The following is a 22592-nucleotide window of genomic DNA, read 5'->3' as shown; positions in this document are numbered from 1 at the left end:
ATGCCGCGCATCGTCCATCTCGCTGAGACCGCGTCGACGAACGCCGACGTGATGCGTCTCGGCCTGAGCGGCGAGGAACTTCCCCTCTGGGTCATCGCCGACACTCAGACTGCCGGCCGGGGACGCTCCGGCCGAGCCTGGGTATCAGAGACCGGCAACCTTCACGCCAGCCTCGCGTTCCGCTCCGATGCCCCGCTGGAAAAGGCGGGCCAATTGTCACTGCTCGCTGGAATTGCGGTGATAGACGCCGTTCGCGCCACAATGGATCTTGCGCCGGGAACAGAACTTCGCCTCAAATGGCCGAACGACATTTTGGTCGGAAGCGCTAAAACCGGGGGGATTCTGGTCGAGAGCACTTCCGTTCGCGCTGGCCCTGGTTTTTTAGCAATATTAGGCTTTGGATTGAATTTGATAAGCGCACCCGACAGCCTCGGTCGTGCCGTCACGGCGCTCAGCCAACACGGCAAATCTCCCGAGCCGCTCGTCTTCCTCGAGATGCTTTCCGAAAGGGTCGCGTTCTGGCTCGACCGCTGGCAGGCGGGGGAGGGCTTCGCCGCGATCCGTGAGGCGTGGATGGAGCGCGCAGGAGCCATCGGTGAACGCATCGCGATAAATACGGCGTCGGGCCAGCTATCTGCAACCTATCAAGGCCTTTCTGAAACTGGCGCGCTGCGTGCCGACGTTGGGGGCACCATCAAAGAAATCAGCTACGGCGACGTCATGCTCGTTGGTCAGATCGCGCGCGATGGAACTCCATGAGCGAACGCGCACCACCTCAGCGATCAGGAAATTCCAGACCAGACGAACTCGTATTCATGGCGCTCGGCGGTCTCGGCGAGATCGGCATGAACGTCTATCTCTACGGCTTCGGGCCGCCGCGGGCGCGCTCCTGGCTGATGGTCGATTTGGGCGTAACCTTCCCGCATGAAAGCGAGCCGGGCGCCGATGTCGTGCTGCCCGACCTCCGCTTCATCGTTGCCGAACGCAAAAACCTCGTCGGCCTCGTCTTGACCCACGCGCACGAGGATCACGTCGGCGCCATCATCGATCTTTGGCCGTCGCTCGAATGCCCGATCTTCGCGACGCCCTTCACGGCGGGAATGCTGAAGACGAAGGTCGGCGAATATGGCGGCACGCTCTCTCTGCCGATCAAGGAAGTGCCGCTAAGCGGCCGCTTCAATGCCGGCCCCTTCGAAGTTGAATTCGTCAGCGTGACGCATTCGATCCCCGAACCGAATGGTCTCGCGATCCGAACGCCCGCAGGTCTCGTCTTCCATACCGGCGACTGGAAACTCGATCCGACCCCGGTCGTGGGTCGTCCGCACGATGCCGGAAGGCTCGAGGCGCTCGGCGACGAAGGCGTCCTCGCGATGGTCGGCGATTCGACGAACGCGATGCGGGAAGGCCGATCCGCCTCGGAATCTGATGTCGCCAAGACGCTGCACAAACTCATCGCCGACGCGCCGCGCTGTGTCGCCGTCACGCTCTTCGCGTCGAACGTGGCGCGCGTTTCGTCTATCGCGGCGGCTTGCCATGCTGCGGGTCGCACGCTGGTCGTCGCCGGCCGGGCGCTTCATCGCATCATCGAGGTGGCAATCGAAACGGGTTACCTGCCGAAGGGTTTCACGTATCTCGACCAGCAGCGGTTTTCCGATCTGCCGCGAGACAAGGTCGTCGTTCTGTGTACCGGCAGTCAGGGCGAGACGCGCGCCGCAATGGCGCGCATCGCGGAAGACGAACATCCGGACATCTCGCTCGACAAGGGCGATCTCGTCATCTTCTCCTCGCGCACCATTCCCGGGAATGAAAAAGCCGTTTCGCGCATCCAGAACGGGCTGGCCCGGCTCGGCGTCGACATCGTCACCGATGGCGAAGCGCTCGTGCATGTAACCGGTCATCCGCGCCGCGATGAGCTCAAGGATATGTACGGTTGGATCCGCCCGAAGATCGCCATTCCGATGCACGGTGAGGCGCGGCATCTAAGGGAGCACGCGAAGCTCGCTCGCGCGTGCGGTGTCAGCGAAACGTTCACGATCGTCGACGGAGACGTTTTGAAGTTGTGGCCGGGGCCCGCAGCCGTCATCGATCAAGCGCCGGTCGGCCGCCTCTATCGCGACGGCAACCTTATCGTTCCAGACGCCGAAGGACCGGTCAAGAGCCGCCGCAAACTATCGTTCGTCGGCATAGCGGTGGTCGCGATGGCGCTATCGCGGCGCGGCGAAATCATTGGTGAACCGGGCGTCGTCCTCGAGGGCATCCCGGCCGCGGATCGTGACGGCGAATCGATGCGCGAAATCGTGCTCGACGCCATCGACGGAACGCTCCGCTCAATTCCGCCGAAGCGGCGCGGCGACCACGGCATGGTTCAGGACGCAGTGCTCCGTGCAGTGCGGTCCGCCATCAACGAGGCCTGGGGCAAGAAGCCAGTTGTCAAAGTGCTGGTCTCCGTGGTGGATGGCAGAAACTAATCGCCGCAACAATTCGATCGCCCTTGCCGTGCTGGAGACCAGAGCATGATTGGACGCCTTAACCACGTCGCCATAGCCGTCAAAGATCTCGCAAAGGCCTCGGCCGTTTATAAAAACGCTCTCGGAGCGCAGGTGGGTCCGCCGCTTGTCCAACCCGAGCACGGCGTTACCGTCGTTTTCATCGAGCTTCCAAACACCAAGATCGAGCTGCTCGAGCCGCTGGGCGAAGGTTCGCCGATCGCGAAATTCCTCGAAAAATCTCCCGACGGTGGGATTCACCATGTATGCTACGAGGTAGATGATATTATCGCGGCGCGCGACCAGTTGAAGTCTCAGGGGGCTCGCGTGCTTGGCGATGGCACTCCGAAGATCGGTGCACACGGAAAGCCCGTGCTGTTTCTTCATCCGAAGGACTTCTGCGGCACCCTCGTGGAGTTGGAGCAGGTCTGAAGAGGCCCTGGCGAAACCTGGAAAGCAAAGGGCGGTGTAATGCGTACGTCGGTAGCGGTGGCAACGTTCTTTTGCCTTTGGTTCATCACGCTGTTCGCAGTGCTGCCCTTCTTTGCGAAAACTCAGGAGGAGGCGGGCGACGTCATTCCCGGTACTTCTGAAAGTGCGCCTCACAAGATGAACGTCGTCAAGCTTCTGTGGGTCAATACGGTGGTCGCGGCCGTCACGTTCGCAGGTGTCTATGCGGTGATCGCGAATATCTGAGATCGTTCGCGGTCTCGCATTGGGATCCCCGGGGATCGATGCCCACAACTTCAACGCGACCGCCGATTGCCAGTCCAGCACTTACCCGCTATTGCGCCCTGTCGATCTCGCAGGCCCCATGCCGCATGTCTTTAGCAGGTTGATCCCTTCGCGCGCCGGCTTTGCTCCGTTGCAACGCCAGCATGAAAAGGCTATTCGGCTTGGGCTCAATTCCTGACTGCCGAGAGACTTGAGGCGCGGCTCGCCCGCGCGAATTTAACGAGCGAGCTCGCAATGCGAATTTCACATGCCTTCCCGTGCAATCCATCCCACGCGCCGGGGGTAGCACGATGAGCAAACGCGCCCTTTCCGTCACCCGCGAGCAGAACTTCCCGGATTGGTACCAGGCCATCGTTCGCGACGGCGACATGGCCGAGACGAGCCCCGTCCGCGGCTGCATGATCATCAAGCCGTGGGGCTGGGGCGTTTGGGAACGCATCCAGGCCGAACTCGATGCCCGCATCAAGGATACGGGCCACGACAACTGCTATTTCCCGCTCTTCATCCCGATGAGCTTCCTCGCCAAGGAGGCGGAGCACGTCGAGGGGTTCGCCAAGGAAATGGCGGTCGTCACGCACCACCGGCTGAAAAACGAGGGCGGCAAGCTGGTGGTCGATCCCGACGCCAAGCTCGAAGAACCGCTGATCGTGCGCCCGACGTCGGAGACGATCATCGGCGACGCGTTCCAGCGCTGGATCAAGAGCTATCGCGACCTGCCGCTCCTTGTGAATCAGTGGGCCAACGTCGTGCGTTGGGAAATGCGCACGCGTCTGTTCCTGCGCACGACCGAATTTCTTTGGCAGGAAGGCCATACGGCCCATGCCGACCGTGACGACGCGGTAGCCGAGACGCTGAAGATGCTCGAGGTCTATCGCACGTTCGCGGAAGATGTCCTGGCGATGCCCGTCGTCGCGGGCGAGAAGCCGCCCAACGAACGCTTCCCCGGAGCCGACAATACCTATTCGATCGAAGCGATGATGCAGGATGGCAAAGCCCTGCAAGCGGGAACCTCGCATTATCTCGGCACGCACTTCGCCGAAGCGCAGAACATCCAGTTCCAGAATGCGCAAGGCGCGCTCACGCATTGCCACACGACGAGCTGGGGTGTCTCGACGCGGCTGATCGGCGGCGTGATCATGACTCACGGCGACGATGACGGCCTGCGCTTGCCGCCCATGATTGCGCCGCGCCAGATCGTCATCGTGCCGATGCTCCGCGAGAAGCCGGAAGACGCTGAACTGATCGAATATTGCAAGTCGCTCGAGAAAGAACTGAAAGCGGCCGGCATCCGTACCCTCGTGGATTTGAAACTGACGAAATCTGCCGAGAAGCGCTGGAACTGGGTGCGCCGTGGCGCGCCCGTCATTGTCGAGATCGGCGGTCGCGATGCCACCGGCGGCAACGTCACGTTCATGCGCCGCGACCGCTTGCGCGACGGCGATAAAGTCATCTCCAATACCAAGCCGCGCGCCGACTTCGTGGCCGAGGCGCCCGCGCTTCTGAAAGAGATTCAGTCGACGCTCTATAGCGAGGCGAAGGCGCGCCTCGACAGCAACATCATCACGAACATTAAGTCGTTCAAGGAACTCGAAGAGTACTTCGGGCCGGCGGCCGAAGGCGACGACGAGGCCGGAGCATTCAAGGGCTGGGTACGCGTGCCTTGGTCGCGCCCGGAAGGCGCAGCACTCGACGCCATCGCCGATCGGCTGAAGGCATTGAAGCTCACCATCCGCAACGCGCCCCTGGCGCAGGAGGCGGTCGCGGGGACGTGTCTCTTCACGGGTGAAGCGGCCAAGGAATACGTGTTGATCGCACGCGCATACTAAAACGGCTGGAATTCGGTCGATCGGCCTTAACTGCGACACAGGGAGCTGCGATGCGGCGCGCGATTGGGGTAACGGCGGTGAGGCCACGATGACTGTTTCAGGGCACAGCGAAACGGCGGCTGGACTCGGCGGAGAACGGGCGGCGTCCAGCGGGACGAAACCATTCTCGGCCTTCGAATGGATGATCGCCGGCCGCTATCTGCGCGCTAGGCGGAAGGAAGGCTTCATCTCCGTCATTGCCGGGTTCTCGTTTCTCGGCATCATGCTCGGCGTCGCGACGCTGATCATCGTCATGGCGGTGATGAACGGCTTCCGGCACGATCTGTTCGGCAAGATTATGGGCCTTAACGGCCACGTCATCGTCCAGAAGCTCGGCGATCCCTTCACTGACTACACGGATGTCGCCAACACGATTTCGCGCGTGCCCGGCGTCCAGACGGCGATGCCCGTCATCGAAGGCCAGGTGATGGTCTCATCGACATCACAGGCGCTCGGCGGTCTGGTTCGCGGCGTGCGCGAGAACGATTTGAAATCGCTGAAGCTCGTCGCCAGCAACGTCCGCGCCGGCACGCTCGATGGCTTCGACAATCAGACCGGCATCGCGATGGGCGTGCGCCTTGCGAACCAGTTGCGCGTCGGGCTCGGCGATACGGTGACGCTCGTCTCGCCGCGCGGCGCAGCAACCCCGTTCGGCACGGCACCGCGATCTAAAGCCTATCAGGTCACCTCGATTTTCGAATTGGGTATGTCCGAATACGACCGCATGATGATCTTCATGCCGCTCGCCGAAGCCCAGAGATATTTCTCGAAGAACGGCGAAGTCGATGTCGTCGAGGTCGTCGTCGACAATCCGGAAGATGTCGATCGTTATAATAAGCTGATCCAGGATGCGACGGGGCCGTCGACCACCATCAACGATTGGCGTCAGCGTAATGAGACGTTCTTCAACGTGCTCGCGGTCGAACGAAACGTCATGTTTATCATTCTCTCGCTGATCGTGCTCGTCGCGGCGTTGAACATCATTTCCGGCCTGATGATGCTCGTGAAGGACAAGGGCCGCGACATCGCCATCCTGCGGACGATGGGAGCGACCAAGGGGGCCGTGATGCGGATATTCCTGATCACCGGCGCATCCATCGGCATCGTCGGCACGCTTGCCGGATTGGTGCTCGGCGTCGTCTTCTGCTGGAACATCGAGAACATCAAGAACTTCGTATCGTGGGTATCGGGCACGACGGTCTTCGATCCGAGCGTCTATTATCTGACGAAGTTACCTGCTGAGATCGATGTCCATGAAACGGGAGGCATCGTCTTGATGGCACTTGTGCTGTCGGTCATCGCCACGCTCTACCCGTCGTGGAAAGCTTCGAAGCTCGATCCAGTCGAAGCATTGCGGTACGAGTGAGACCCATGGACACCACACCCATTGCTCCGATTTTGCAGCTCGAGAACGTCAGGAGATCCTTTCGCCAAGGCGAGAAGGAGATCACGGTTCTATCGGGCGTCGACGCCGTTCTATGGCCCGGTCAGGCCGTGGCGCTCGTCGGGCCCTCGGGAGCCGGCAAGTCTACGCTTCTGCACATAACGGGATTGCTCGAATCTCCGACGAGCGGGCGCGTCATCATCAACGGCCACGACTGCGCGACACTCACCGAGGCCGAGCGCACGAAGCTCCGGCGCAAAGAGATCGGCTTCGTCTATCAGTTTCATCAGTTGTTGCCGGAATTCAGCGCTCTCGAAAACGTCGTCATTCCTCAGCTCATCCTCGGCACCAGCCGGAAGGCCGCGGACAAACACGCACGCGAGCTTCTTACAACCGTCGGTCTCGCCGGACGAGCCGAGCATCGTCCCGCGGAACTTTCGGGCGGCGAGCAGCAGCGCACCGCAATTTGCCGTGGACTGGCCAACAGCCCGCGGCTTCTGCTCGCCGATGAGCCGACCGGCAACCTCGATCCCCATACGTCCGAACACGTGTTCCGTCAGCTGATCGATGTCATCCGCCGCCAGGGGGTTGCAGCGTTGATCGCCACCCACAATCTTGAGCTTGCAAGCCGCATGGACCGCGTTCTGCAGGTTCATGATGGCCGCCTCGTCGAGATCTCTCTGGCACAAACGCGCTGAAAATCCTCGGATTATTGGTTCCGCGAACGACGGCTCGTTCTGAGCTGTGCGGCGCCGGCGCGTTTAGCTTGCGGCATGCCCTCGTGTACATAACGTAGGCACATGGAACACCCGATTCGGCCACCCGCGCGAAACCCGAAGTTTATTCACCTCAAGGTGCATTCGGCTTACTCGCTGCTCGAAGGCGCGCTTCCGATAACGAAGCTCGCCAAGCTCGCGACAGCGATGAACCTTCCCGCGCTCGGATTGACCGACACGAACAATCTCTTTGGTGCTCTCGAATTTTCCGAGAAGCTGTGGGGTGCGGGCGTCCAGCCGATTTCGGGCACGACGCTGGATATCGATTTCGGCGACAATCGAGACAACGGTACGGCTGTGCTCAAGGCGATGAGCAACGAGCCGCGCGTGAAGCCGGCCGGCAAGCTTGCGCTTCTCGCCATGAACGCCGAGGGTTTCGCCAACCTCATGCGGCTTTCGAAATCCTTGAATTTCGAGCCGTCGGCTGACGAGCCCGCGCACGTGAAAATCGCGCGCCTCGAGGAACTGTCGGAAGGCATCATCGCGCTCACCGGCGGCCCGCAGGGTCCGATCGATGCAGCCCTTCGTGACGGCCAGCACGAGCAGGCTGTCGAACGCCTGAAGACGCTCGAGAAGATTTTCGGCGACCGGCTCTACGTTGAACTCCAACGCCACGGCCTTCCCGAAGAAGCCGAAGTCGAACCGCAGCTCATCGAACTCGCCTATACGCGCAGCCTGCCGATCGTCGCGACGAACGAATGCTATTTCGCGGTGCGCGGCGACTATGAGGCGCACGACGCGCTCCTTTGCATCGCGGACGGCCGCTACGTCGTCGAGGATAATCGCCGCCGTGCGAGCCCCGAGCATTATCTGAAAAGCGAAGACGAGATGGCGGCGCTGTTCGCCGATCTCCCCGAGGCTTTGGCGAACACGGTCGAAATCGCCATCCGCTGCGCCTACCGGCCAGAGGGTCGGAAGCCGATCCTGCCGCGCTTCGTTGTCGCCGACGACAGCTTGAGCGAAAACGAAAACGTCCGCCTCGAAGCCGCCGAACTGAAGAACCAGGCAATCGAAGGCCTGCGGGTTCGGCTGGAAGCGCATGGCCCCGCGCAGGGCTTCACGGTCGAAGATTACGAGAAGCGCCTCGCCTATGAGGTGGACGTCATCACGCAGATGAAGTTCCCCGGCTACTTTCTGATCGTGGCCGACTTCATCAAGTGGTCGAAAGCGAACGGCGTCCCGGTCGGGCCGGGCCGCGGTTCGGGCGCGGGTTCGCTCGTCGCTTACGCTCTGACGATTACCGATCTCGATCCGCTGCGCTTCGGCTTGCTCTTCGAACGCTTTCTCAATCCTGAGCGCGTCTCGATGCCGGACTTCGACATCGACTTCTGCCAGGAAAAGCGCGATCGCGTCATCGACTACGTGCAGAAGAAATACGGTGACGATCGCGTCGCGCAGATCATCACACACGGAAAGCTGCAGGCGCGCGCCGTGCTGCGCGACGTCGGCCGCGTCCTCCAGATGCCGTATGGGCAGGTCGATCGGCTCTGCAAGCTCGTACCGAACAATCCCGCACAGCCGGTGACATTGCGCGAGGCGATCGACGGCGAACCCAAGCTTCAGGAAGAGCGCGACAGCGACCCGCTCGTCGCGCGGTTGCTCGAGATCGCCGAAAAGCTCGAAGGCCTGTATCGCCACGCTTCGACCCACGCCGCCGGTATCGTGATCGGCGACAGGCCGCTCGAAGAGCTCGTGCCGCTCTATCGCGATCCGAAATCCCACTTCCCGATCACCCAATACAACTGGAAAATGGTCGAGGCCGCGGGCCTCGTGAAGTTCGACTTCCTCGGCCTCAAGACGCTGACGGTCCTCGCGAAAGCGCTGGAACTGATCAAGCGCGGCCGCGGAATTGATATCGACCTGGCCGCACTGCCGCTCGACGATAAGCCGGCTTACGACATGCTGGCCAAGGCCGATACGGCCGGCGTGTTCCAGCTCGAAAGTACGGGCATGCGCGAAAGCTTGAAGCGGCTGAAGCCCGACCGCTTCGAGGACATCATCGCCATGGTGGCGCTCTATCGCCCGGGCCCGATGGACAACATCCCGACGTACATCAACCGCAAGCATGGCGAAGAGCCGGTCGACTGCCTGCATCCGATGCTCGAAGGCATCCTGAAGGAGACGTACGGCGTCATCATCTATCAGGAGCAGGTTATTCAGATCGCTCAGGTGATGGGCGGCTACACGCTCGGACAAGCAGACTTGCTGCGCCGTGCCATGGGTAAGAAAGACAAGGCCGAAATGGCGAAGCAGCAAGCGCGCTTCGTCGAAGGTGCGCTTGGCAATGGCGTCAAAAAAGAAGACGCGATCTACATCTTCGAGCTGGTCGATAAATTCGCGGGCTACGGCTTCAACAAATCGCACGCAGCCGCTTACGCGCTCGTCAGCTATCACACCGCCTATTTGAAGGCGAACTTCCGCGAGGAATTCTTCGCAGCATCGATGACGCTCGATATGGGCAATACCGACAAGCTCGCGATGTTTGCGTCCGAAGCGCGAAAGTCCGGAATTAGAATGCTGCCGCCGTGCGTCAATCAGTCGGGCGTCGATTTCGGCGTCGAGCCGCCGGCGGGCGATTCCAAATTGGGCGCTATCCGCTATTCGCTCGCGGCTTTGAAGAACATCGGTTCGGGCGCGGTTGAAACGATCGTCAGCGAGCGGAGTAACGGCGGACCCTACAGTGCGCTCGGCGATTTCGCGGGCCGTGTCGATGCCAAGGCTTTGAATAAGCGCGCCGTTGAAACGATGGCCAAAGCCGGAGCATTCGATTCTCTGAATTCCAACCGTGCTCTTGTTGCCGCGAACGCCGACACCATCCTCGCGTCGGCGCAGCGTCGAACGTCCGATGCAGCGCAGGGCATCACGGATCTTTTCGGCTCGGGCGGAAAGCCTGCCGACCTGGTGCTGCGGGCGACGCCCGCCTGGACCAGCATGGAAAAGCTGTCGGCTGAATTCGAAGCCATCGGCTTCTATCTTTCCGGTCATCCCCTCGATCAATACGACCGCGTTCTAGGCAAGCTCGGCGTCAAGCGGGTGAGCGAGTTCGAGGCGCTGGTGATGCGCGGAGCAAGCGCGGGGCGTCTTGCGGGCATTGTGATCGCGGCCCGCGAGCGGCGCTCCCAGAAAGGCAACAAGTTTGCGTTCGCCACATTCTCCGACGCAACCGGACAATTCGAGGCCATCATTTTCTCGGACACGCTGGCAGCGAGCCGCCATCTTCTCGAGCCTGGAACGCCCGTCATCGTTTCGGTCGAAGCCGAGCGCGATGGCGAGACGATGAAACTGCGTGTGCAGTCGATCGAAGAGCTCGACAAGGCCGCCGCCGCCGTTCCGCGCAATCTGAAGCTCGTGCTTGATCGCCGGTCGGTTGTCGCAAAAGCTGCGCCCGTTTCCGATGTCGCAAAATTTCTGAAGCCGAATGCGCGGGGTGGCGAAATTCGCCTTGTGCTGGCGCTCGATGATCGCAATCGCGAAATGGAATTTGTATTGCCCGGCCGATATGATGTTTCTCCGCGCGAAGCCCTTCGCATTGAAGCGCTGCCAATCGTGTCGGAAATCATCGAAATTTAAAACTAGCGGTTGCGGATCGGCCGTTTTGCTCCGGCCAGAGAATATTTTAATCAAATGAGCGACGGCTTTCTCCTCGGATAGGCGTTAAGGGACCAGACGTGAGAGACGCGTCTAGTTTCGATAGGAGCCTATCAATGAAAAAGAGCTTGATCGCTGCAGCAACGCTCGCAGCCATCACCCTCGGCCTTGCCGGCGGCGCTAACGCCGGCGTTGCCGGCGCCGGCCTGAACGGCATCGGCGCCCATGCTGAGAAGTCTGTTGTCGAACACGTCGACTACAGGAAAAAGCGTTACTACAAGCGGTACCACAAGCGGAACTGGGGTCACCAGAGACACCACAAGAAGTGGGTCTGCCGCTACCGTCATGGTCACCGTCACTGCGCTTGGCGCTAAGCGCCTGTAATGCAAACGAAGGTAGCGCGCCAGCGCTGCCTTCTTCTGACACAGTTTGCGTTCATAGCTCCGCTCCTTTGAGCTAGCCAAATAAGAGGCAAAACATGTCGAAGTTCTCCGCCGCCTTGGTCGCTGCTTTGCTGCTCGCCCCCGCTGCTTATGCCGCCGACCAGAAAATGGCCGCGCCCGATATCAAGAAAAATCTTGAAGCGGCAGCATCCGACCCCGCGAAGGTCAAAGCTTATTGCTCGATGTCGAAAAAGATGGACGAGATCGGCGACGACGAGAAGAAGGCTGAAGCCGCAGGCGACGAAATCGACGGCTACTTCAAAACGCTTGGCGACGATTTCGAGAACGCCTGGGATGCAGGCCAGGACGCTGCCGACGGTTCGCCTGAAGCAACCGCGATGGACGAGTCCGTTGCGGCGCTCGACGCGAAGTGCAAGTAACGGCGAAAGCCGGAAGACGCAGCCGGTAGCGCAGCGGAGCGATCCGCGCCGGTTGATAAAAGACCTGAAAAATCATGAACGCACTGCCATCCGCCCCACGCCGGTCGGTTGCAGTGCGTTCTGCTTTTGGCCGTCGGCCGAAGAGTGGGGCGCTCTGTCCCTCGTAAGGGCATACAGAAGGCGACCCCTCATGGGTTGCGCATTTGGGCAATCCCCCGTATATAGCCGCCATCTCACACGCGAGACGCTCGCGCAATGCGGATGAAAAGCCCCGCATCGCGCTCCGGTGGAGATTAGCTCAAGCCTCTGAAACGGCTGGCAAATCTCTTCTCAAGTCTCGCGGAGGTCTAACCGGAAAAGGAAACGATACGATGGCACTTCCTGCCTTCAACATGCGTCAGCTATTGGAAGCTGGCGTTCACTTCGGCCACCAGGCACACCGCTGGAACCCCAAGATGGCGCCGTTCATCTATGGGTCGCGCAACAAAATCCACATTCTCGATCTGACGCAGACGGTGCCGCTGTTGCATCAGGCGCTGCTCAAGGTCTCCGACACGGTCGCAGGCGGCGGTCGCGTTCTTTTCGTCGCGACGAAGCGCCAGGCTTCTGAGGGCATCGCCGACGCCGCAAAGCGCAGCGCCCAGTACTTCATCAATCACCGTTGGCTCGGCGGCACGCTGACCAACTGGAAGACCGTTTCGCAGTCGATCCGCCGTCTTCGCCAGCTCGACGAGATCCTGGCTGACCCGCAGGGCCGCACGAAGAAGGAAATCCTGAACCTCACGCGCGAACGCGACAAGCTCAACCAGTCGCTCGGCGGCATCAAGGACATGGGCGGCACGCCCGACCTCCTCGTTGTGATCGATACGAACAAGGAAGCGATCGCCATTCAAGAGGCGCGCAAGCTTGGTATCCCGATCGTCGCGATCGTCGATACCAACTGCGATCCGGACGGCGTTGACTATCCGGTTCCGGGCAACGACGACGCGGGCCGCGCGATCACCCTTTATTGCGATCTGATGGCTCGCGCTGCTCTCGATGGTCTCGAGCGTTCGCAGGGCTCGTCTGGCGTCGACATCGGTGCATCCGAGACGCCGCCGGCAGAAGAGCTGCCGAAGGTCGTCTTCAAGGGCATCGAAGCGCCACGCGGCGAAGCTGATGACCTCAAGCGGATCACGGGCATCAACCCGAAGGTCGAGCAGCGCCTTAACGACGCCGGCGTCTACCACTTCTGGCAGATCGCCGACCTCACGCCCGACTATGTTGAGTCGCTCGACCGTCAGCTGAAGCTGAGGGGGCAGATCGCCAAGGAAGACTGGGTCGCCCAGGCCAAGAAGCTCGTTGAAGCAGCCACCGTCTAATTCCGGCGTTGGTGTCCGACATCGAACTGTCGTGCCGTTGAAGCGCGACTGTGAATGAACTGATATGAGGCGCCCATCGTGGCGCCTCGAACCTCATAGGTGACAGAATGACGACGATCACCGCTGCAGATGTGAAGAAGCTGCGCGATATGACCGGCGCCGGCATGATGGATTGCAAAACGGCGCTGACCGAGACGAACGGCGATATCGAAGCAGCTGTCGATTGGCTGCGCAAGAAGGGCCTCTCGAAGGCCGCGAAGAAGTCCGGCCGCGTTGCCGCCGATGGCCTCATCGGTATCGTCGCGAAGGGCCGTGAAGGCGCCGTTGTCGAGGTGAACTCGGAGACGGACTTCGTTGCCCGTAACGAGCAGTTCCAGACGCTCGTCCGCGAGGTCACTGCGCTGGCTCCGGCCGCGAAGGGCGATCTCAAGACGCTTCTGGCTGCAACCTATCCCGGCAGCAAGAACACCGTTGAAACGACGATCCAGGAAGCAGTCGCGACGATCGGCGAGAACATGACCGTTCGCCGGACGGCAGCACTTGCCGTCAAGGAAGGCGTCGTCGCCGACTACGTTCATAACCGCGTGGCCGATGGCCTCGGCAAGATCGGCGTTCTCGTCGCTCTCGAAAGTGCCGGTGACGAGCCGACGCTGTTCGAATTGGCGCGCATGATCGCGATGCACGTCGCAGCCGCAAGCCCCGTCGCACTCGACATTTCCGAAGTGCCGGCCGAAGTGATCGAGCGCGAGAAGGCTATTCTCGCCGACAAGAACCAGGGCAAGAAGCCCGACGTTCTCGAGAAGATCATCTCCGGCGGCATCAAGGCGTTCGGCAAGGAAAACTGCCTGCTCGAGCAGCAGTACATCCACGACACCACCAAGACGGTCGCGCAGGCCGTCAAGGAAGCCGAGGGCAAAGCCGGTGCACCGATCAAGGTCGCAGGCTTCGTCCGCTTCGCGCTCGGTGAAGGCATCGACAAGAAGGAAGAAGACTTCGGCGAGGAAGTCCGCAAGCTCGCAAGCGGCGGCTGAGCGCACGCCGGGCCGAATGGCCCGGCAAACGCTAGCCGGAATCGCTCGAGAGCGTTAGGTATCAGCCGGCCGGTCCTCGCGACCGGCCGTTTTTTGTGCCATCTCAGATTGTCATGCCAATTGAAGTGCCTAGGGGAGTTATGCCGATGCCTGGAGCGCAGGGTCTTAAATACAAGCGGCTGCTGGTGAAGCTTTCCGGCGAAGCTCTGATGGGCTCGCAGCCCTATGGCATCGACATGGGCGTCGCCGACCGCTTGTCGAACGATATCTCCGCCGCCGTGGCCGAAGGCGCCGAGATCGCGATCGTCGTAGGCGGCGGCAACATCTTCCGGGGCCTGAGCGGTGCGGCCAAGGGGATGGACCGCGCCACGGCCGATTACATGGGCATGCTCGCGACCGTGATGAACGCGCTCGCGCTTCAGAATTCGCTCGATCATCGCGGCGTCCAGGCTCGCGTCCTCTCGGCAATTCCGATGCCGACGGTCTGCGAAAGCTACGTTCGCCCGAAGGCCCTGTCGTACCTCGGCCGGGGCAACGTCGTGATATTCGCAGCCGGCACCGGGAACCCCTTTTTCACGACCGATACGGCAGCCGTTCTGCGTGGCATTGAGATGAACTGTAATGCGGTCCTGAAGGCGACGCAGGTCGATGGCGTCTATTCGGCCGACCCGAAGAAGCACAAGGACGCAGTCCGCTACGACCAGCTGACCTATTCGGAGGTTTTGGCCAAGGATCTCAAAGTGATGGATGGTGCGGCCATTGCCCTTGCCCGAGATAACGGACTTCCGCTAATTGTGGTTTCAATCGACGAACCGGGAAATCTCTTGAAAGCTCTGCGCGGAGAAGCTCGCCAGACCCTTATCGAGGGAGCCGGCTGAACGCCGCTGAAAGCCCAATCTTGCGCCGCCTTGTTGACGGCAGCTGCAGTTTGAGGTTTCGCGCGCTGGGAGGAATAGGAAAATGGCATTGGTAGTTCACGACATCAAAGAAATCGAAACGCGCATGCGCGCCTCGATCGACGCATTGAAGCGCGAATTTTCAGGGCTTCGGACAGGACGCGCCAGCGCCAACCTGCTCGACCCTGTCCAGGTGATGGTCTACGGCTCGAGGATGCCGCTCAATCAGGTCGCGACGGTCTCCGTGCCCGAGCCGCGAATGATTAGCGTTCAGGTCTGGGACCGCAGCAACGTCATGGCCGTCGATAAGGCGATCCGTGAAGCCAATCTCGGTCTCAATCCGATTATGGACGGCCAGATTCTTCGCCTTCCGATCCCGTCGCTGACGGCCGATCGCCGCCAGGAATTGGTCAAGCTTGCGCACAAGTATGCCGAGCAGGCCAAGGTCTCGATCCGCAACGTCCGGCGCGAGGCAATGGACGTTCTGAAGAAACTTGAGAAAGACGGCAAAATGAGCCAGGACGACCATCGGGGTAATTCCGATAAGGTCCAGGAGCTGACGGATCGCCTCATCAAGGAGATCGACGCTACTCTCGTCACAAAAGAAGCCGAAATTCAGAAGGTTTGATCTCCCGGCCCCTTCGGGGGCAGTAAGTCGTGTAACTGATTTTGAGATTTTGATTCCAGAGGCCATTCGACAGTGGCGCCAGCAGCTAAGCCTACCGACGATGGGTCCGGCGTACTGGTCCCGCCGCGTCACGTCGCGATCATCATGGACGGAAACGGGCGGTGGGCGCGGGAGCGCGGGCTGCCGAGAGCGTTGGGCCATCGCCAGGGCGTCGAGGCCGTTCGCCGCGCCGTCCGTGCAGCGATCGAACTCAAAATCACTTACCTGACGATCTTCAGCTTCTCCTCCGAGAACTGGAACCGGCCGGTCGAAGAGGTCGACGATCTCATGGGGCTGATGAAGCGCTTCATCCGCCGCGATCTTGCCGAACTGCATGAGGCGGGCGTCTGCATTCGCGTCATCGGCCAGCGGCAGCACGTTGACAACGAGCTGACGACTTTGATCGACGAAGCCGTCGAGCTGACCCGCGGCAACGATGTTTTGACGCTCGTCATCGCCTTCAATTACGGCTCTCGCACCGAGATCGCGGGAGCGGCGCGAAAACTCGCCGAGCAAGTTGCGGCGGGCGAACTCGATCCGTCCGAGATCACCGTCGAGCGCATCGCCAACGCCCTCGATACGTCCGGCATTCCCGATCCCGACCTGTTGATCCGGACGTCGGGCGAAATGCGGCTTTCCAACTTCTTGCTGTGGCAGACGGCGTATTCGGAATTTGTGTTTTTGGACTGCTATTGGCCGGATTTCGACAAGGCCGCGTTCGAAGTCGCCCTCGCAGAATTTCGCTCGCGCGAACGTCGCTTCGGCGGCCTGTCCAAACGCTCGACAGCTTGAAGGTTTGGAAAATGCCGGCCGATAATCCCGACAATCAACGGCCGTTTCTCGGAGCAGTGCTCGATTTCATTCCGCAAGAGTTGAGGCTGCGCATCGCGTCGGGCGCCGCTATCGCTGTCGTTGCATTCGCCATGCTCTATTGGAGCCCCGCCGCCTTCGCCGTGCTGACGTTTCTGATCGCGGCGGCGATGAGCTGGGAGTGGGGCCGGATCGTTCGAGGCGAAATGCCGGACGCCGCACTCGTAGTCCACATGATCGCGGTTTTTATCGTGGCTGTCCTCGTGACCACAGATATGGCCGGCCTGAGTGTCCTGACGGCAGTCCTTGGCGCTGCCGTCGTTGCGGCCCTGGCGATAGGATCCGGCCGGGCGCGGCTCTCTGGTGCCGGCGTGATGTACACGGCGCTGCCGGTCGTTGCGCTCGTTTGGCTGAGATCGGACGAACCTTTGGGATTTCTTGCAACGCTGTTCGTTTTGATCGCCGTCGCGGTGACCGATATCGCAGCCTATGTCTCGGGGCGGACGATCGGCGGACCGAAGCTCTGGCCGGCGATTTCCCCGAACAAGACCTGGTCGGGCCTTCTGGGCGGCATCACGGCCGCGGGGGTTGCTGGCCTGCTTTTTTCGTTTTTCACCGGTTCCGGCACGCCGCTTTGGCTCGCGGGCCTCGGTCTTGCCACAGGATTGGTGGCGCAGTGTGGTGACCTGGCGGAATCGGCCTTGAAGCGGCACTTCGGATTGAAGGACTCGGGCGGCTTGATACCCGGCCACGGCGGGTTCATGGATCGCATGGACGGCATCGTGACCGCGAGCGTCCTTGCGGCCCTGATCGGCCTTGCGATTGATGCCTATGCGCCGGCGCGCGCTCTTCTTTACGGGTCATAAGCGAATGGCAGTGACAACGAGCGTTCCTTACCGGTTGCCTGAGAAAGCGTCAGCGGCTCGTCTTGGTTCGCCCGCCGCGTCCCGGGTTATGCGACTGACAGTTCTGGGCGCCACAGGGTCCATCGGAACGAGCACGCTCGATCTCGTCGGCCGCACGCCCGAGCGCTTCGAGATCGTTGCTCTGACCGCGCAATCGAACGCCCAGGAACTGGCGAACCTCGCCCGACTTCACAAAGCCAAGCTCGCGGTCATCGGCGACGAAAGCCGCTTGGGCGAGCTCAGAGATGCCCTCGCGGGAACCGGCATTCGGACAGCGGGCGGCGCCTCGGCGCTCGTGGAAGCGGCTCTGGAGCCCGCCGATTGCGTCATGGCGGCGATCGTCGGCGCGGCCGGGCTGCAGCCGACATTTGCAGCCGCGTCCCAGGGCTCCCGCGTCGCACTCGCAAACAAGGAATGTCTCGTTTCCGCCGGCCACGTCTTCACTGCGGCGGTCGCGCGCTCCGGCGCTGAGCTTTTGCCCGTCGACAGCGAACATTCCGCAGCCTTCCAGGCGTTGGCCGGAGCCGACCCCGGCTCGATCGAGAAGATCGTTCTGACGGCGTCGGGCGGACCCTTTCGAACGTGGACCCGCGAACAGATCGCGGCGGCAACGCCCGAGCAGGCTCTGAAGCATCCCAACTGGTCGATGGGCGCAAAAATCACGATTGACAGCGCCAGCCTGATGAACAAGGGCCTCGAGCTGATCGAGGCATTTCACCTCTTCCCCGTCTCGGTCGATGCGCTCGATTGCATCGTGCACCCCCAATCGATCGTTCATTGCCTTGTGAGCTACGTCGACGGCTCGGTGCTGGCCCAGATGGCCGCGCCCGACATGCGCACCCCCATCGCCGTCGCATTGGCATGGCCCGACCGGATGATCGCGCCGACTGAAAAGCTCGATCTCGCCCGTCTCGCAACGTTGACGTTCGAGCCACCCGATGAAACCCGTTTTCCGGCGCTCCGCGTCGCCCGCGCAGCGATGCGGCGAGGCGACACGGCCCCCGCGGTACTGAATGCCGCAAACGAGATCGCCGTTAAGGCTTTTCTGGACCGCCGGATCAAGTTTTTGGACATCGCCGCCCTCGTCGAAGAGACGCTCGAGGCGGCGGAGCGGCAGGGTGCCATTTGCCCTGCAGAAACACTGGACGATATACTGGCCGTGGACGAGCTCGCTCGCTATCTGTCGGAAGACAAACTCAGTGGCTATTAGGGCGGCGCGCGCTTAGGCTCGGGCTTTCCGCTGTTCGATTCAGCACTCAAGGGATTTTCAGATGGAATTTTTGACGTCGCTCGCAGGTGGGATCTGGCAATACGGGATCATGTTCCTCCTGGTGCTGACGCTCGTCGTTTTCATCCACGAGCTGGGGCATTTTCTGGTGGCCCGCTGGTGCGGCGTCACTGTTAAAACCTTCTCTATCGGGTTCGGGCCTGAAATCTTTGGCTTTTACGACAAGCACGGAACGCGCTGGCGCTTCGCGTGGATTCCCCTCGGTGGCTACGTCAAGTTCATCGACGACGAAAACGCGTCGTCTTTCGGCGGCGAGAAGCAGCTGAAGCCGGCCGAGCGGGCAGGGGCGTTTCACTCGAAATCCGTTGGCGCACGCGCAGCTGTCGTCGCGGCCGGACCGATCGCCAACTTCCTCCTGGCGATTGTGCTCTATTCGGCAATCAACGCCACGGTCGGCATCCGCATTTTGCCGCCGCTCGTTGACGCCGTCGTCGCCAATTCTCCGGCCGAGCGGGCGGGCTTCAAGTCGGGCGACACGATCCTCGCGATCGACGGAACCAAAATCGATAAGTTCGACGACCTCCAGCGCATCGTGGGCTCGAGCGCCGGCGAAGAACTGAAGTTTACCGTGCAACGCGGCGGCGACACGATTACGCTCAATGCGACGCCAAACGTTGACGAGCAAAAAGATGCGATGGGCCGGACGTTTAGGCGTGGTCTCATCGGCATTCAGCGCGCCATTTCCCCGGACAAGGTCAAAACCGTCCAGGTCAGCCTGCCGGAAGCGGTAGCTCTCGGCGTTTCGGAAACCTATGTCAATTTAACGCAGACGATTGCCGGTCTGCGGGACATCGTCACGCGTCGCCAGTCTGCCGAGCAAATGGGCGGTCCGATCATGATGGCCGAGGTGACGGCCAAGGTCGCCGAGCTTGGAATTGAGCCGATGCTGCGGTGGATCGCCTTCATCTCGGCAAACATTGGCTTCCTGAATCTGCTGCCGATTCCCGTCCTCGACGGTGGTCACCTTATGTTCTACGCGTTCGAGGCGATCCGCAGAAAGCCCGCGAGCGAACGCCTTCAGCAGATGGGCTTCCAGGTCGGTTTGGCGTTGCTGATGATGTTGATGGTTTTCGTCAATTTCAACGACATTTTGAACGTTTGGCGACGTTTGGTCGGCAACGGCTGAACGCCTGCAGATTCCCTGTAGAGTGACGTAAACTTACCACTTTCCGGAGGCTTTCTGAATCGTTAAAAGCGGTATGGTGCGCAGCAGGTTAAGTCTTCGAATCGGGGGGCCGAGTTGAAGTCTTGGATCGGCTGCGGTGGGAACTAAGAGCCTTAACGACCATAAGAAACGACCGACAAGAACAATAAAAACTCTAAAAACAACACTACGCATGAGTGTGACGCTGCCGCCGACAGCGCGCATGTGAAATTGGGGGTCGGCGGCACACGGGGGCTATTCCGCGTATGCAGAAATTTAAGATCATCTTGGCGGGACTGCGCCTTGTTTTGGCGCTTCTAGTTCTCTCGCCGATGGTCGCCATGGGTGATGCCGCCTGGATTTCAGGTGCTGCGTCTGCCCAAAGCGTGATCAAGAACATCGAAGTCGTCGGTAATCGGCGCGTCGAACCTGAAACCGTGCGCTCGTACCTGCAGTTCAGTGCGGGCGATGCATACAATGCCTCCAAGATCGATGCGTCGATCAAGGCCCTGTTCGGGACCGGCCTCTTCGCCGACGTCTCGATGGACTACAAGGGCTCGACCGTCGTCATCACGGTCAAAGAAAATCCGGTCATCAACCAGGTTGCCTTCGAAGGCAACAGCGAGGTCGACACCGCGACCTTGACGGGTGAAGTCCAGCTGAAGCCGCGCTCCGTCTTCACCCGCGCCAAGGCGCAGGGCGACGTGCAGCGTATTCTGGACGTCTACCGCAGGCAGGGCCGCTTCGCTGCCAGCGTCGAGCCGAAAATCATTCAGCTCGAGCAAGACCGCGTGAACCTCGTCTTCGAAATCGACGAAGGCAACGCGACCAAGGTTAAGGGCATCAACTTCGTGGGCAACCACGCATTCTCCGATAGCCAGCTCCGCGACGTCATCTCGACGACGCAGGTCGGCTGGTTCGACTTCCTGAAGGGCACGTCGATCTACGATCCCGATCGTATGAATCTCGATCGCGAGCTCGTCCGTCAGTACTATCTCAAGAACGGCTATCCCGACGCGACCGTCACGGCCGCGAATGCTGAAATCGATCCCGATGGTTCGGGCTTCCTGATCACGTTCGCGATCGACGAAGGCCAGCCATATACCTTCGGTGCGATCAACGTCGAAAGCTCTCTGCCGGATATCGACGGCAGCTCGCTCACGTCAGATCTGCTGACGCAAAGCGGCACGGTCTACGACGCCTCTCAGATCGACAAGACGTCCGAGCGGCTGACGCTCAGCATCGCGGATAAGGGCTATGCCTTTGCGCGCGTTCGTCCGCGCCCGATCCCGGATGCCGCGAGCCACACGATCGCGATCACCTACGTCGTTGACGAAGGCCCGCGCGTTTACATCGAGCGCATCAACGTCATCGGCAACTCGCGTACCAAAGACTTCGTCATCCGTCGCGAATTCCGTTTGGCTGAAGGCGACGCCTTCAACAGCCTCATGGTCGACCGCGCGAAGAAGCGATTGCAGTCGCTCGGCTTGTTCAAGAACGTCGACGTCAAGCGGCGTCCCGGATCGGCACCCGATCGCGTCGTTCTCGACGTGGTTGTTGAAGAACAGTCGACAGGCGAACTCTCGTTCGGCGCCGGCTATTCGACGAGTGAAGGCGTGATCGGCGACGTGTCGATCACCGAGCGCAACCTGTTCGGCAACGGCCAGTTCGTTCGACTGAAACTCGCAGGCTCCTTCGAGCGGTTGCAGGCGGACTTCTCGTTCACCGAGCCGCGCTTCCTCGACCGCAACCTCTCTGCTGGCTTCGATCTCTTCTATAAGCAGCTCGACTACACGCAGCAGTCCGGCTTCGAACAGAAGAAGATGGGCGGCGCTGTCCGTCTCGGCTTCCCGATCGCAGAAAACCTTTGGATGCAGACGGCCTACTCGATCTCGCGCGACGAAATCTTCGACGTCTCCAACGACGCTTCTGCTGCGATCAAGGAAGCTTGCGGCGCGACTAATTTCGCACTTAATACTACTCCCGACTGCAAAGACAGCGGCTACTGGACGTCGCTAATCGGCACCACGATCAGCTACGACAAGCGTAACAACGCGCAGAACCCGAACCGCGGCTATTACATCGAGGTCGCCAACGACTTCGCCGGCCTCGGTGGCGACGCTCAGTACTGGCGCGTCAATGCTGAAGGTCGCTTCTATTACCCCATCACCGACAAGATCACCTTTGTCGGCCGCGCCATCGGCGGCGTGATCCAAGGCTGGGGCGGCGAAGACGTTCGGCTACTGGACACCTTCTTCAAGGGCGGCGAAACGGTCCGCGGCTTTGACCGCTCGGGCTATGGCCCGCGTGACATCGGTCCAGGTTCGCCGAATTCGGATGCGCTTGGCGGCCAGAAGTACTGGGCTGCGACTGCTGAAGTCCGCTTCCCGATCCCTTACGTGCCTGACGATCTCGGCATCAGCGCCGCCGTCTTCGCCGACGCCGGTTCGCTGTGGGACGCGACGGCAGGTGCAAAGCGTGCAATCGCGTCGGTTGGCACGGACACGTTGGCTGACAGCGACTCCGTCCGTTCGTCGGTCGGCGGCAGCTTGATGTGGAACTCGCCCGTCGGCCCGCTGCGTATGGACTTCGCGAAGGTCCTGACGAAGCAGGCTTACGACGAGACGCAGTTCTTCCGCTTCGGCGCCCAGACGAAGTTCTAAAGTCTGAGCCGAACGGTCGAGCGACTTGACTTTTGAAGAGCGGCGTCAAAAGCGCCGCTCTTTTTCATTGAGTTATCACCTACTTGAATGGGCTATTCTCCCCAGGGTCTTGCCAACATCCTTCGGGTCGTTCATTCAACGCTTCCAACATTGACAGATCTGAAACAAAA

The 22592-nt window shown here is 60.9% G+C and carries 19 protein-coding genes; all 19 read left to right on the top strand.

Annotation, left to right across the window (positions count from 1 at the left end; all coding sequences use genetic code 11):
• The 19 genes from AACL53_RS13865 (at window position 1) to bamA (ending at window position 22422) form a co-directional block, all read left to right on the top strand.
• Window positions 1-759: a biotin--[acetyl-CoA-carboxylase] ligase gene (locus AACL53_RS13865; protein ID WP_339085119.1), complete on the top strand. Its 759-nt coding sequence runs from the start codon at window positions 1-3 to the stop codon at window positions 757-759.
• Window positions 756-2468 (top strand): ribonuclease J, encoded by a 1713-nt coding sequence (locus AACL53_RS13860; protein ID WP_339085118.1) that lies wholly within the window; start codon window positions 756-758, stop codon window positions 2466-2468. Before AACL53_RS13865 ends, AACL53_RS13860 begins: the two co-directional genes overlap by 4 nt.
• Before the next feature lie 45 nt (window positions 2469-2513).
• Window positions 2514-2918, top strand: a complete 405-nt coding sequence (gene mce / locus AACL53_RS13855; protein ID WP_045835627.1) for a methylmalonyl-CoA epimerase — start codon at window positions 2514-2516, stop codon at window positions 2916-2918.
• 39 nt (window positions 2919-2957) lie between these two features.
• A complete protein-coding gene (locus AACL53_RS13850) occupies window positions 2958-3182 on the top strand; it encodes a DUF1467 family protein (RefSeq protein ID WP_339085117.1) in 225 nt (74 codons plus the stop codon).
• A 329-nt stretch (window positions 3183-3511) separates the two neighbouring features.
• Window positions 3512-5047 carry a proline--tRNA ligase gene (proS, locus tag AACL53_RS13845; protein ID WP_339085116.1) on the top strand — a complete coding sequence of 512 codons (1536 nt, stop codon included), beginning with the start codon at window positions 3512-3514 and terminating at the stop codon, window positions 5045-5047.
• Window positions 5048-5228: 181 nt separating this feature from the next.
• Window positions 5229-6452, top strand: coding sequence for a lipoprotein-releasing ABC transporter permease subunit (locus AACL53_RS13840; protein ID WP_339086944.1), 1224 nt, complete (start codon window positions 5229-5231; stop codon window positions 6450-6452).
• A gap of 5 nt (window positions 6453-6457) precedes the next feature.
• On the top strand, window positions 6458-7168 hold the full coding sequence (locus tag AACL53_RS13835; protein WP_339085115.1) for an ABC transporter ATP-binding protein: 711 nt from the start codon (window positions 6458-6460) through the stop codon (window positions 7166-7168).
• Between the two features lie 102 nt (window positions 7169-7270).
• On the top strand, window positions 7271-10816 hold the full coding sequence (gene dnaE / locus AACL53_RS13830) for a DNA polymerase III subunit alpha (protein WP_339085114.1): 3546 nt from the start codon (window positions 7271-7273) through the stop codon (window positions 10814-10816).
• 134 nt (window positions 10817-10950) lie between these two features.
• Window positions 10951-11208, top strand: a complete 258-nt coding sequence (locus AACL53_RS13825; RefSeq protein ID WP_339085113.1) for a hypothetical protein — start codon at window positions 10951-10953, stop codon at window positions 11206-11208.
• 104 nt (window positions 11209-11312) lie between these two features.
• On the top strand, window positions 11313-11657 hold the full coding sequence (locus AACL53_RS13820; protein WP_339085111.1) for a hypothetical protein: 345 nt from the start codon (window positions 11313-11315) through the stop codon (window positions 11655-11657).
• 371 nt (window positions 11658-12028) lie between these two features.
• Window positions 12029-13018 carry a 30S ribosomal protein S2 gene (locus tag AACL53_RS13815; RefSeq protein ID WP_339085109.1) on the top strand — a complete coding sequence of 330 codons (990 nt, stop codon included), beginning with the start codon at window positions 12029-12031 and terminating at the stop codon, window positions 13016-13018.
• A gap of 107 nt (window positions 13019-13125) precedes the next feature.
• Window positions 13126-14049, top strand: coding sequence for a translation elongation factor Ts (gene tsf / locus AACL53_RS13810; RefSeq protein ID WP_339085107.1), 924 nt, complete (start codon window positions 13126-13128; stop codon window positions 14047-14049).
• Window positions 14050-14189: 140 nt separating this feature from the next.
• Window positions 14190-14927, top strand: a complete 738-nt coding sequence (pyrH, locus tag AACL53_RS13805) for a UMP kinase (protein ID WP_339085106.1) — start codon at window positions 14190-14192, stop codon at window positions 14925-14927.
• 82 nt (window positions 14928-15009) lie between these two features.
• A complete protein-coding gene (gene frr / locus AACL53_RS13800) occupies window positions 15010-15573 on the top strand; it encodes a ribosome recycling factor (RefSeq protein ID WP_339085104.1) in 564 nt (187 codons plus the stop codon).
• A 72-nt stretch (window positions 15574-15645) separates the two neighbouring features.
• Complete coding sequence (locus AACL53_RS13795) at window positions 15646-16404, top strand: isoprenyl transferase (RefSeq protein ID WP_339085102.1); 759 nt, start codon at window positions 15646-15648, stop codon at window positions 16402-16404.
• An 11-nt stretch (window positions 16405-16415) separates the two neighbouring features.
• Entirely contained in the window at window positions 16416-17288 is an 873-nt protein-coding gene (locus AACL53_RS13790; RefSeq protein WP_339085101.1) for a phosphatidate cytidylyltransferase, read from the top strand.
• Window positions 17289-17292: 4 nt separating this feature from the next.
• Window positions 17293-18537, top strand: coding sequence for a 1-deoxy-D-xylulose-5-phosphate reductoisomerase (locus tag AACL53_RS13785; protein WP_339085099.1), 1245 nt, complete (start codon window positions 17293-17295; stop codon window positions 18535-18537).
• A gap of 61 nt (window positions 18538-18598) precedes the next feature.
• Complete coding sequence (gene rseP / locus AACL53_RS13780) at window positions 18599-19741, top strand: RIP metalloprotease RseP (protein ID WP_339085098.1); 1143 nt, start codon at window positions 18599-18601, stop codon at window positions 19739-19741.
• A 284-nt stretch (window positions 19742-20025) separates the two neighbouring features.
• Window positions 20026-22422, top strand: coding sequence for an outer membrane protein assembly factor BamA (bamA, locus tag AACL53_RS13775; protein WP_339085096.1), 2397 nt, complete (start codon window positions 20026-20028; stop codon window positions 22420-22422).
• The last annotated feature ends 170 nt before the right edge of the window (window positions 22423-22592 follow it).

The organism is Hyphomicrobium sp. ghe19, assembly GCF_902712875.1.
Classification (GTDB): Bacteria; Pseudomonadota; Alphaproteobacteria; order Rhizobiales; family Hyphomicrobiaceae; genus Hyphomicrobium_B.
The sequence above is the reverse complement of the archived record's forward strand: the minus strand, read 5'-3'. Positions and strand labels throughout refer to the sequence as shown.